7 protein-coding genes are annotated in these 13,237 nt (G+C 36.0%); all 7 read right to left on the bottom strand.

What is annotated here, in order from left to right; all coding sequences use genetic code 11:
• Positions 1 to 24: 24 nt before the first annotated feature.
• The 7 genes from AC1RNE_RS20875 to AC1RNE_RS20845 all read right to left on the bottom strand — a co-directional run bounded on the left by AC1RNE_RS20875 (position 25) and on the right by AC1RNE_RS20845 (position 13,235).
• The gene (locus AC1RNE_RS20875) at positions 25 to 1,575 is read right to left on the bottom strand and encodes an MGH1-like glycoside hydrolase domain-containing protein (protein WP_492803838.1); all 1,551 of its coding nucleotides are present in this window, start codon (positions 1,573 to 1,575) and stop codon (positions 25 to 27) included.
• A gap of 52 nt (positions 1,576 to 1,627) precedes the next feature.
• Positions 1,628 to 4,393 (bottom strand): alpha-d-galacturonidase, encoded by a 2,766-nt coding sequence (locus tag AC1RNE_RS20870; protein ID WP_492803836.1) that lies wholly within the window; start codon positions 4,391 to 4,393, stop codon positions 1,628 to 1,630.
• A gap of 329 nt (positions 4,394 to 4,722) precedes the next feature.
• Positions 4,723 to 6,906 carry an alpha-L-rhamnosidase-related protein gene (locus AC1RNE_RS20865; protein WP_492803834.1) on the bottom strand — a complete coding sequence of 728 codons (2,184 nt, stop codon included), beginning with the start codon at positions 6,904 to 6,906 and terminating at the stop codon, positions 4,723 to 4,725.
• Between the two features lie 26 nt (positions 6,907 to 6,932).
• Positions 6,933 to 8,519, bottom strand: coding sequence for a sodium:solute symporter family transporter (locus AC1RNE_RS20860; protein ID WP_492803832.1), 1,587 nt, complete (start codon positions 8,517 to 8,519; stop codon positions 6,933 to 6,935).
• Positions 8,516 to 9,604: a Gfo/Idh/MocA family protein gene (locus AC1RNE_RS20855; protein ID WP_492803831.1), complete on the bottom strand. Its 1,089-nt coding sequence runs from the start codon at positions 9,602 to 9,604 to the stop codon at positions 8,516 to 8,518. Before AC1RNE_RS20855 ends, AC1RNE_RS20860 begins: the two co-directional genes overlap by 4 nt.
• A 229-nt stretch (positions 9,605 to 9,833) precedes the next feature.
• Positions 9,834 to 12,356, bottom strand: coding sequence for an L-rhamnose mutarotase (locus AC1RNE_RS20850; RefSeq protein ID WP_492803829.1), 2,523 nt, complete (start codon positions 12,354 to 12,356; stop codon positions 9,834 to 9,836).
• Complete coding sequence (locus tag AC1RNE_RS20845) at positions 12,357 to 13,235, bottom strand: sugar phosphate isomerase/epimerase family protein (protein WP_492803828.1); 879 nt, start codon at positions 13,233 to 13,235, stop codon at positions 12,357 to 12,359. It lies immediately after the preceding gene.
• Between the last annotated feature and the right edge of the window lie 2 nt (positions 13,236 to 13,237).

Here is a 13,237-nt window from a genome sequence, read left to right as displayed (position 1 = left end):
ATAGTAAGAGTTGACACTGATAACTTATAAATTCACCTTTAAATGTTTTAATTTTTTAGCTTTGGCTATTTGTTTTCCTTCCACAAATACTACAAAGCCTTTGCCTTTGGCATATTTTTTTCCTGTCTTATCCCAAAGAATTGTCAGATTTTTCCCGTGATAAAAAACGTTGTCTAAGCAAAACCAATCCCATTGTTTTTCAGGAATTAATGGATTGATTTCTAATATATTATCGGCTCTAGGCTTTAACCCTACCAAGTCATTAATAATCAAATCTGCAAAACTAGAATGATTGTAAAACTTACTTCTAGGATTATCTCCTTTTAGCCATTCTCCATTTTTTTCATCCTGATACTCACCCAAATACAACTTGCCATTCATTTGATGTGAATTGGCATATTTGAATAACTCATCATAAAAAACCTGTGAACTCATCGTTCCATGGTTTTTGTAATTAGTAAGCAAATTAGATAACCCTTTCAACGTTTGTGTGGTAGCGTAAGGCCAAAGAGGGCCGTCCCATTCACAACCATGACCAGAACCATGCGTTCTAAATAATGGATGACGACGTTCGGCAGTCGTTAATCCCCAAGGAGCTTTAAAGCCCAAAGTATCTGTCAATTGATTCCATGCACGATTAACGTTGGGTTTGTCTTCGGGTAAATTAAAATACCAAGGAATAAAACCGATAGCCTCGCGAGCATCCGAAAAATCGCTCGTTTTTTCAAGTTTCACTTTGAAGAAAGATGCCTTTTCGTCCCATAAATTATCGAGTACCAATTTTCTAAGTACTATTGCTTTTTCCTCATATTTTTTTGCCATCGTATCATTATGAACGAGGTTTGCCATAGCAGTTAATGCTTTGGCATTTCCGTACATATAGCTATTAATGGTAGGGCGAATATTCTTCTCTTTTCTTCCGCCACTGATAGATTCTTCCATGGCATCTTTTACGTCAAATTGGTAGAAAAGCTGATTAGGTAATTGTTTTTCCACTTCCCATTTTCGATAATCAGCTTCCAGTGTCAAAAGATTCTTTTCGATAAAAGCCTTGTCTAAATTTACCAAATAACGATTGTAGACTGCATTATCTATCCAACTACTAAATCCATGAAAGCGTTGGACAGTATGCTTAGGGTCGACATCCAACCAAAAAGTAATGTAATCGTTAATGTATTGTTGATTTCGTAGCCAACGTCCCTCATATATATGATGCCCTAAAGCACTACTGACAGCATTGTGTTTACCTGCATGGTTTACTTTGGTAATAAATTCTGTAAAGATAAATCCATCAGCAGTTTGTTTAAGATGCTTCCGCAATGCCCACCAACGATAATAATATACTTTCTGAATGACCGAATCTGGACATTCAAACAATGGAATATTCTGAGAAAGCCATTCAAAAGATTGAGCATTTGGCACATAATTTACCACAGCTTCATCATCTGATGCATTAAATTCTGTTACGAATCTTTTTAGCTTATCTGTTGATAATATGGTTGCTTTTTGAGCAGAAGTATGATACCCTTGCCAAAGCAAAATCATTAATAAAAAAGAAAATTTTAATTTCATCATTCAAATCTATGTTTAAACCAATAAGGTTTTTGGATTAAAAACTCAAAGCTCTTTACTCAAATAGCCAATCTATATTTTTCTTGTTGCCAGCCAAACCTGCATCTGAGATTGGTATTTCTTGATTCCCTTTCATGAAACCTAGTATTAAGCAAGCTCCTTTGCCGAGATTCAAGGTATGAGTTCCTGCTTTGAACGAATAAGCATGAATATTAACAGCTGGAAATCCAGCGATAAGTAAAGCATTAGAAATCTTAATTTCCGACTGTCCGTAATCATTAGCACTGGCATCTGTTTCTAATTCGGGTGCTTGCAAGAATTTACGGTTTTTATCATTAAAAAATCCTACTAACAACTTTACAGGTTCTGTCGTGGTAAAAGTTATGCTTGTGCCTACTGTTCGTTGTTTTTCTTTGCTAAACTTTATTCCTTTTAGTTTTTTTAATTCAACAGCCAAATCGCTAATAGCTGATAAAGTATCTGAAAATACCTGCTGACCTTTTTCATTTTGATACAAGCCTTCAATAGTTGAGGTAATTTTTACTTCAGCATTTTCGAAAAGTATAGGTTGCTTGATGGCAATATTTTTCTGAGACTTTAGCGAGTCTATCGAAAATTTAAAGCGTGTTAATTCTTTTTGATAAACAGGCAACATTTCTTTCCAATGGATAAATGTTGCATCAACACCACGCATCGGTATTTTACGCTGTTTAGTTTGCATACTATTGGCATACAAATACGCATTTTGGGTGTATTTCACTAAGTCGTCAAAATGTTTTACGCTACTTTCTAAATAGGGTAATGCCTTTTCTAAATCTTTTACATCATTAGAATTTTTATAGCGAAGTACAGCTAAGGATGCTCTTACTTTTTCTGCATAGAAATTTGCCATGGCATCATAACAATAGGTATCATTTTTCAAGCGAGCAAATTCTGCTTTATCCTTTGTTACAAATTTTGAAGCTTTATTGATGGCTACAACGGCTTTTCTACCATGTTCTACTACTTCATCGGCCACTCTTACGGGTGTTTCTCCTATGTGTTTTTCATTTTTCCACTCCTTTTCAGCATATTCAATAATCATTTCGCCTTCGGGTGCTTCCGATTCATACAACATTGTGAATAATCCATAGCGGAAAGGATTAATTAATTGTGTCATTAACATCCCCAAAGTAAGTGTTTGACGGTTACCGTCGGTAATACCATAACGTCTAAGCAATTTTGGTGAAATTTCTCCAACTTCTTCCATTGCTTCCAACACATTTTTTGCCTTTTCTTGTGGCAAACCATATTTATTGGCTAGTTCTTTTCCCCAATAATTTATTTCAGTATCACGTTTCCTGTGGGAATCCCATGCATACCTTGCCCAAGTTTTATACCACATCCAATCCCTGTCAATTTGCATCAAACGCTTGTTGCCCACTTTATCCGCCGCAAATGGCCAATCCCAATAAGATGCTTGTGGGTACAAATGCAGCCCATTAGCCTCATAAGTATTATGCATTGCCAATACTGATTTTTGGATAAAGTCTGGTGAGCTATAACGAAAAGGCTCAAGATTCGCTAGAATATGGACATTCTCTACATGAACCGTTCCGATTCTACTTAAACTTCTGTGCAATTCAGCCCATGAACCTCGTGGGGTATAAGTAGTCAGTGCTTCTCCGTTGAACTTTGCCATGGTGTATAGGTTTTTATATAACGGCAAAGCTACTTTCATTACTCTTGGTGCATCGGTATCATGCGCACGTAAAACGATAGGTGGCTCGGTGGTTTGTCCTAATGCCTTTAAACCATCTTGCACCCCAGGAATGATTGTCTTGGTAAACCAATCAACATCATCTTGCCCTACTCCTTCCATCGCTTCTCCTAACGTGATTAATAAACCTACATTTGGATATTTCTCCACAAAGGCTGCTATTGATTTACGCGTATAATCGGCAATAATAGGAATGATGGGACGATTACGGTCTTGTGTTTCTAAATGATGTTTTTCAGCAAAAGGTTTAGGAATAATAATGTTATAAAACATCTGTATTACCCAAATACCTCTTTTATCAGCTTCCTGTGTTAGAAAACGAAAAATCTCTTCATTCTTTTTGAAAGTTTCATCATCAACTTCTACCGCATATGGATATTCTTTTAGCTTCACTAAAGATGAAAAAGGGTGTCCATTCCATAAATACAAAGAATTATAACGGTTTTCTACCATCATATCTAAATACTGAATCCACATGGCTTTATCATAAAACCAAGGAAAACTCTCTGGCGTATACGGATATTCATACGTTCCCCTTCCTGGCAATAAAGTTGGCTTTTGTAAGCCTATGCAAGTACCACGCAAAACCATTTCTGGCTGTTCGGTAATGTTAATTTCTTCTGATACTTTTCTTTTTTCTTTGATTTCCTCTGCTAATGCTAAACATCCATACAATACTCCTGACGCATCTTTTCCAACAATTGAGATTGGTTTATTAAGTGCTTTAGCAATTGAAAAGCCTTCTTTCCTAAGCTCTTTATTATTGTCAAGATTGTATAAAGAAAACGCTTTTTGAAGCTTTTCATCAGATAAAGTACCTATCAAGATGACTGTTCCTTGTTCTTTTGTTTCAGAAACAAGCTTTACCGCTACTTGATAGCCTATTGCTGACAAACTTGTTTTGAGCTTATCAACACCAAATTTGACACGTACTTGACTAGAGTCAGCCAATAAAATAGTAGCTAACCGTTTTTTTTGTGGACTTTGCGAAGCTAATATTTGTAAAGAAAAGCTACAGAAAATCAGTAGGTTAAGGATAATATATTTCAAAAAATTATTCATACGATGATATAATATATTGATAAAGCGATTGGACAACTTTTCTATTTTCAAGAAAAATCTAATAAAGTATTAATAAAATTCAACTTGCCTAAAATAATGATACAAATTTATTGTTAAACCAAGACATTTTTTTCTATCATTTTTCCTAACTATTATACAATTTTATCTTATCTAAATAATGTTCAGATGATGTGAAAAATTATAACAAAACTATCTTTTACATTTATTAAAGAGGATTCTTTATTTAAGATACTCTTCTTTATGGTTTTTATAGGGATAAATAAAAAAACGGACGATATTCGTCCGTTTTTAATCAATACTCCTAAATATTATAATCCATAAGTCACTTCGTATGATTTACCTTTTTCCAAGGTTAACTCATACATATCGTTTGCTAACGCTTTGATAGTTCCTTCTTGGCAAGTTGGTTTTATTTGGCTTTTAAAACGTAAAGTACCTATTCCACCAGCTCCTTTTATTTTGATTTGTTTTGTACTACAATACACCTTTACATCGCCATCAGGTGTCGGCACAGCGCCTTCCATCCACTGCAAACCTCCTAATTGTGGTTCAACTAAATAAGTCTGATAACCCGCAGAGGTAGGCTTTACGCCTAAGTAATATTTACCTAATAAATAAATCGGACTTGCTCCCCATGCGTGACAAAGGCTTTTTCCGAAAGGACGACCATACATGGCATAATGTTCATCGCCTTTTTTGTTAGGATTATATTCTTCCCAGAAAGAAGTCGCTCCTAAATTCAACATCCCACCCCAATAGTCTTTCATTTCTTTCAACACATAGCTTTGTTCACCCAAGGCACAGAGCGCTTCTAATTCATAAAAACGCATGTATGGTGTTGTAATTTTCTGTATTTTGTCATTCAACAAAACATGTTTTTTAACATCTTGCTTTTTTGCTTCATCCAAATAATTAAAGAAAATCGCAAACATATTGGCATAACGAGTTACGTTATCAGTCTGTTTTCCTTCTACTCGGCTATGTACTAAAGCGTGCTTTTCATCATTCCAATAATTTGAGAAAAGTTTCGCTTTCAACTCCACGGCCAACTGATTGTACTTCTTTGCTCCTTCAGTATCATTTACAATATTCGCACATGTTGCCATTGTTTCCAGACTTCTCGCTAAAAGCAATTGCTCAAAACTCACTTCTCCTTTTTTACTTAAACCATCCGCCCAGTCAATAAAAACCCAATCGCCCGTTAACCCTTCCATCATGCCATTTTTATTTCGGCGTGATAAACAGTAATCCATCAAGCTTTGCATTCTTGGATAAAACTGTTGAATAAATGTTTTATCGCCCGTATATTGATAATAATCGTTGATACCGATAAACCAATAAAAGGTATAATCCATGATGGTATTCACGTGACTAGTCACTGGGTCTTTTCCTCTAAGCGCTAACAATGTACGTGTAACCGAAGGAGAATCGAACAATAAGTAGTAGTTCATCAAATAACTCTGATAAGCATCTCCCGACCAAATCCAGCGGTCACGCTTGATACCGTCAATAAAAAATTCACGTGTATTCAAGTGAAATGTATAATTTGAAACATCATAGATTTTATTAATCTGTTCATCAGAACAACGGAATCCACCACGGTCGGCTACGGGTAAATATTCATACAACATCGATACAGAATCAAGCGAAACAGTCGCGTCAAATTTTATATTGACAAACCGAAAAGCCTTTGAAAGCTCCATAGTCATATTGCTTTTCTTAGCCTGACTTACGTCAATATCATCTAAGGTTTCGCAGGTTTCTGTAGCTAAGGCTTCCTCTTTCGATTCTCCATAATAAATCTTGATTTTACCTTTTCCTTTTAAACCATGTAATTTGATAAAACCAAAAGTTTCTTTGCCAAAATCAGCTAAAAGGCTTTGTGATTTCTTCTCAACTTTTACGGCATGCTGAACCTTCGTTTCTAATTTAAATTTAGAAGGAGGTACTTGTGGTGAATTAAAATTCCAAAATCCTGCATTGAGCCATTTTGTACCCGATTGGTCAGACGCCTTTCCTGTTTCATCAATCCATTCTTTATCTTCAAAGGTTACTAACCAAGAAGCATCCGAGACAACTCTTTTACCTTGTACAAAAATGGCAGGCACACGGTCTTGGCAAAATACTTTTAAACTCAGCTTATGCTTTCCAGCTGGTACTGTGATTTTTTTAGGGAATCCGCTGATTGCTTTTCCATCTATCTTCACATTAAACTGACCTTCTACAAAAAGGGACACTTCTTCAGAGGCAGGCAAATCAAAATCTTTATGAAAATCAACTAAGTTATAGTGACTATCCAATTTCCAAAATGGAGGAAAAAAAGAACCACGTTCTGTTCTCCTATTTTGCATTTTGTTGCTCAGCCAAACTTCAAAATCGCCTGGATACCAAATCCAAGTAGCTTGATTTTGTGCCAATACTGGCGAACAAAAAGACAAAAAAGTTAGGATAGCCAGTAACTTCGTTTTCAAAGAGATTTTTGTGGAAAGCATATCAATATGATTAGATTAAAAGTTCATTAGTTAAAAAAGAGGTAAAGGGCAATCATTACAATCGTTAGCAAAATCCATGAAATCCATACTTTTTTTGTTGGTTTTTCTATGCTGTTTTTTTCTTCAAAGGTTGCTAAATAAACTGTAGGCTCATTATCTAACAGTGATATAATGATGGCAAACACAAAAAGAAAAGCAAAAATTAAAAATGACAGTAAAAGATAGTGTGGCCAGATAGGATATTTGTCAGGTGTGAAAACCCACAGATACATTACTCCTATCCCTAAACTCACGACCGAACCTGCCGAAAGCGTAAAGTTTACCGCTTTTTTGGTAGTTCTTTTCCAGAAAACAGTCAGTAAAAATACAACAGCCAAAGGTGGTGCTATAAAACCTAAGACTGATTGAAAAACATCAAATAAATTCAAGCCTTTGATGCTATCAATTGCCAACGCCATCATAATGGCAAAAATACAACCTGCAATAACCGTGTATCGTCCTACTTTAATAATTTCCTGATTGGTCGCATGTGGATTTATTTTCTTTAAATAAACGTCCATTGTAAAAACTGTACTCAAGGAATTTAAAGAAGAACCTATTGTACCAACAAGCACAGCGATTAAAACAACAATTACTAAACCGTTCATTCCAGGAGGAAAAAGGTTCGTTACCATCGTCATATAGGCCTCAGATGGGTCTTTTAAATTGGGGAAAAGGATATAACATAAAATTCCCGTTAGAATAAATAAAGGCAGAGACAGTATTTTTAACCAAGCAATAAAGTTTACACCTAACTGACCTTGCTCTAAATTTTTAGCCCCTAATACCGACTGTACCATTGCTTGGTCTGTACAGAAAAAAGCTACCGCCGCTACGGGATAGCCCAATAAAATAGCATACCAAGGATATTTTGTATCGCTAGCAGGATGAATCAACGTCCAATAATGAGCAGGTACTTTATGATAAACTTCTGAAATACCACCCACTTTAATGACCCCTAATATGGTAAGTGTTAAAGATACAGCAATCAGTAAAATCATCTGAAATACATTTACTTTCGCAATTGCCTTTAGCCCTCCTGCAAAGGCAAATATGCCCGCAAACAAAACCAAGACGATCACAGATTGCCACATAGGTATTCCTAGAATTTGCCTCACTAAAAAGCCTCCTGCAAACAAACCAAGCGATAACCAAGAGATTAATATTTTGATTAAGGCATACCAAGCCAAAATAGTTTGAGTAGAATCACCATAACGTTTACCCATAAATTCAGGCATGGTACTTACATTGGCTGCAATGTATTTAGGGGCAAAAACGATAGCAAGCAAAAACAAAAAGACAAATGCGTACCAATCAAAATTAACGGCTACAATACCCGTGCTATAACCTATGCTCGCAAAGGCAAGTAGCATAGAAGGTCCCACGTTAGTACCCCACATATTAAAACCGATACTCGACCATCCTAACGATTTATTAGCCAGAAATAGGGTTTCATCCTTGTTAGTTTTGTCTGAAAAACTTGCTCTGTAACCAATCACTATCAAGATAATCAGATAGGCTACCACAATACTATAATCTAAAAAGGTTAGGCGTTCTACGATGTTTCCCATCATCTAAAGTTATTTAAAATGTCTGCACTAAGATGATGTGTAGCCAAAACGTCCGCAATTTTTACAGGGACTCCTGTCTGTAAAGACTTATCCATTGCCTGCAATAATGCCACCGTTCCGATACCTTCTTTGATATTTGGATAAGCCGTTTCACCATTTTCTAAACAATCAGCAAAATATTCTAAATAGTTTTGGTATTCGCCAGCATGATGGCTTTTGCCCTCAAAACGGAAGTAATGTTTAAGTTTGTGCTCCCAAGTTTGTACTCTTTCTTCTCCTGTATTGGTAGTAACGGCATAGCGTAAATCCATATAATCAGCTTGGCTACAACCTTCTGTCCCTCTTAGGATACAGCTCATTTCACTATCGCGAACTACTGGTTGAACAGGCCCTGTATAAGCTCCACTTACTCTCGCAATTCGTCCATCAGTCGCTTTAAAAATAAAGTGCATAGTATCGGCATTTTTCAAGCCTCTTTTTAAGCCATTCGAGCTTAACATGCCGTAACCCATTACTTCTTCAATATTGGGCAAATACCATCTGATAAAATCTACTGGGTGACTCAATCCCCCATAAAGCCATTTGAAAGCATTCTCTAACGACCATCCTTTATCCAGAAACCATCTGTGGTCAGCGTGGTAATAACCTTCAATAGTGATTAATTCTCCGATAAGTCCTGCCTCAAAGTCTTCTCTTTGTTTTTTCATTGGTTCAAAAAAACGAGAACTTTGTCCGACAAAAACCTTTTTGCCTGTCCTTTCTGAAAGCTCAATTAATTCTTTAGCCTTTGATAAATCGTCAATAAAAGGTTTAGTACACACTACATGTTTGCCATGTAATAATGCTTGTTTAGTATGTTCTGCATGGAATTTATCAGGCGTATAAATCGCAATGATGTCAATATTTTTATCATCCAATAAATCTTGATATTCGGTAGTATAACGATGAAAGTCGAACTCCTTCGCTCTTTGCTTACATAAATCAATATTGCGGTCGCATACTTTAACTAATGCTAATTTTTTGCTAGCCAATGCAGCCGACATGGTACTTCGACCTTCTCCTAAACCTAAAATTGCTATTTTCAACATTTTTATTGCTATTGGTTTTTAATCTTAAATATCTTTATCGTTTGAAAAATCATTTAGTTTATTTCTTCTGTTAAGGCCTTACTTTTCTTGTCTTGATACAAGAAAAGTAACAAAAGAAAATCAAGAAATTCCGAAACTCGCTTCGCTCAAACAGCGGAATTTCAGAAAATACTTATCCTATTTTTTTATTAAGTACTAGTTTACAACTTATTAAATTTTTAGCTTTGTTTTACTGCTTATTTACAGGTTTCAGAAAAACCCATGTTTCGTCCTTTTTTGTACCTGTAATTCCTTCTTGATATTTTTTCATCAAGGTATTCCATTCTACTACTCTAGGATTGTTCTCAATGGTTTTTGGATTGAGTTTATCTAAATTTTCGCCTTTGGGAATACTAATAACTAACATCAATTGTCTGCCATTTTTATACAGGAGTAATTGTTGAAAGTCGGCATTACAAAAGCCTTGGGCTACTTCTGGCCATTTGGTAAATTGTGTAGCATGATAAGCCAAATATTCTTTTTGTAACGTAGTATCTGCTACTAGATTGGCTGTCAGTATAGTATGCGACCACTCTTTAGCCACCTTTCCATTCTTACATCTTTCTTGGTTAAACTCATAAAACAAATCGTCATAAGTTTTAATTTGTACTTGAGGGAAAGCATTTTTCAGCCTTTCTCGAAGCAAATACACATCTTGTACTTTATCAAAAATCACTAAATGATTTTCCCATTGAAATAATGCATCTTGCGAAACTTTACTCTTCAAAAGAATCTCATCTAATTTTTTTCTGTCTATTGCTTTATCCTTTTCAGTAATCAATTCTATAATAACAGGCTTTTCTACATTGATTGTCCAAAACTTATCTGCCTGATTTTTATCATTTAGCAGATAGCTGAATTCCGACTGAATACCAGCCTTAACCTTAATACTATCTGCGACTTGTGGCCCATTATTTTGCCAAGTATTCCCTGGTCCATTAGCATTTTGTAGGAATTTTTCTGAGGGAGTCCAATTATCTTTAATCGTAAAATAAGAAGACCCTTCATCTGTATATAAATAAAACCAATGGTTAGGGATATGCGCGTAAGGGGCTTTGTAAATGCTATCGACATAGTTTTCTAAAATAACAGAACCCGGTTGAGCTGACAATGTATAAATTGCTGCTACATCGTACATGTGTTTGGCATAATGATGTATTTTGTTAGCCGTAATTTTATTATTCTTCATTGCGTTGATAGTCTTCGTCCAACCCCAACCCATGCTAATGCCTGAATAAGACACATCCGAAATTTCGTTGTGTTCAATATTGATGCCCTTTACATACCCTGTTCCGATGCCTACACAACCCCAATCTTCATTCGTAACGTCAGTAATTAAATTATTACTAATCAATAAGTTGGTGCATACTTCTCTTTCATCACAAGGATTATAAGGCAAGTGTATTTCAGTAGCTTCGTCTGCAAAGACACCCGCCTGAATTCCTGTTCCGCCTATATCTTTAAAAAGATTACCTTTAATAGTATTGTCGTAGACACCTTTGTGATAATCAAGTCCAGTAGAGGCTAAATGCTCAAAACGACAACCTTCAAAGCCCGTATGATGGGCATAAGAAACTTCAACAGCCGCTTTTGGTCGACCAACCCAAGCTTGATTCTCTAACGTTTTTTTATCAGGTGTGCCTGGTATTTTTAATTTATAGGCATCTAACATATATAAACCCGCTTGATGCGGAACGTGCCCTTGTTGAGAAGGGCGCAACCATGCACTATGGTTGAAAGCAATGTTTTTAAAAAAAACATACGCTACAGGATTATCAATTGTTCCTTCTATTTTAAGTAATGTTTCTAATGACGACGCTATTATTTCCACCTTATCCATCACCTCATTGGCACGTGGGATATAATAAACTTTCTCAGTCTTGCTATCCAAAAACCATTCACCTTCTTGGTTCAAAAACTGGAGGGCATTGCTTAGATAGAATGCAGAGTTTCCTGTTTCTTTTGAAATCCAAGGCGCCGGCCAAGGGTGCTCTGACTGTATGCGACTTTCTGGCTGAAAAAATGAAAGCTTAGCACTATCACCTTGTACTTCCATTTTTTTGATACGCAAACTAGCAATAGCCCACCATTGATGAATGAACATTTCCATGCCATTCACCTTGGATAAATCCCCAAATTTTGGTGCAGGAATCCAACAGGTTTCTTCTTTCTTGTTCCAAGATAAAATACGATTCATGGTTGGATATGGCGTATCTTTAGCTCGAACAGCTTTTTGGTTATTCACCCATAATTGTCTGAATTTCAACAAATCTCCTCCTACTTTTGGCGCATCCGCTACCCAAACTTTCCCGATAGCTTCTTTGGGTAAACCTGCAAGGTTACCCTTTAATTTTGTCCAACCTGTTATGCTTATACCACCACTAATAATGGGTTTTTCGTTAGGTGCTGCTTCGATAATAGTCGGACTAACAGCCGTTCCAGCATCTTCTGGTCGAATTACAATTGGCTCATACAATTGATAATTCCCTTTACGTACATAAATATGTATGGCTTTCGTCAAGTTACCATCCGATAGCCTACGCATCTCGCGTACTTTCCGAATAGCCATCGCTACTGATTGCAAGGGCTTATCTTGGCTACCAATATTTACATCAAGTCCATCAGGAGATACCCAAATATCCGTTTGTGCCTGACTATTTGATGAAAAAGCAATGATTAAAAAAGAGAAAACTATAAAAAAATATTTCATCATTTAGTTTTGAAAAACTGTTTTCAAGAAAGTTGTATTAGCACCAAAATTTCCTTTTACATCTCTGGGCTTATTAGCATCTCTCGAACGTTCTATTACTAGCCAGCCACTCCATTTCATTTTATCAAGCGTAGCTTTTACTTTCTTCATGTCTATTTCAGGGTCATTCTGTAGCCATACACCATCTTTATTGGTACAATGAATCATACAGATGTTATTTTTACCCAATATTTTTAATTCTTTATATAAATCACGCCCTTCTTTTAGAGGGTTAGAGAAATTGAAATATATTTTAATACCGTCAGAACCAATCTCTTTCAATAGCTTTACTTCTTCTGTAGCATCCAACGCCGTTTCTATTCCAATCACTACGCCTGCTTTTTTAGCCATTTGTCCTGCTACTTTTAGTCTGGCAACAACTGAGTCTCTGACAGCAGGGTCTTTTTTCAAATCACATTGAACACCTAATGGCAAAAATGCTACTTTGATATTCATCAATTTCATTGTAGTAATACAATCCTCAATTGATTTTTTGTACTCTTCTCGTCCACAAAAAGATTGAGCATAATAGCCAGTCATCGCTAACGAGAACATTTCAATATTCAACTCTCTGGCTTTTGTCAGAAAAACATTTCTGATAGAATCGTTAGCTAACTGATTATCAAACGTTGGTCGTTTGCCTAATCCACCCATGTCTATTTCTACGCCGTCTGCTCCAATTTCTTTCGTAAGGGTTAAAGCTCCCAGTTTTTGTCTCTTCAAAAGCATCAAATCAATTAGCCCAATTTTATATTGATGATTTGTTTGGGCAATACTCTTCAATGGCAACGAGCATAAAATTGTCATACTCGTTACAAAAATTGCTATCGGTAGCTTTTTCATTT

Source organism: Arcicella sp. GW822-FHT02H01, assembly GCF_058802005.1.
Note: the sequence above shows the minus strand (reverse complement) of the source record. Positions and strands in the feature narration are given on the sequence as shown.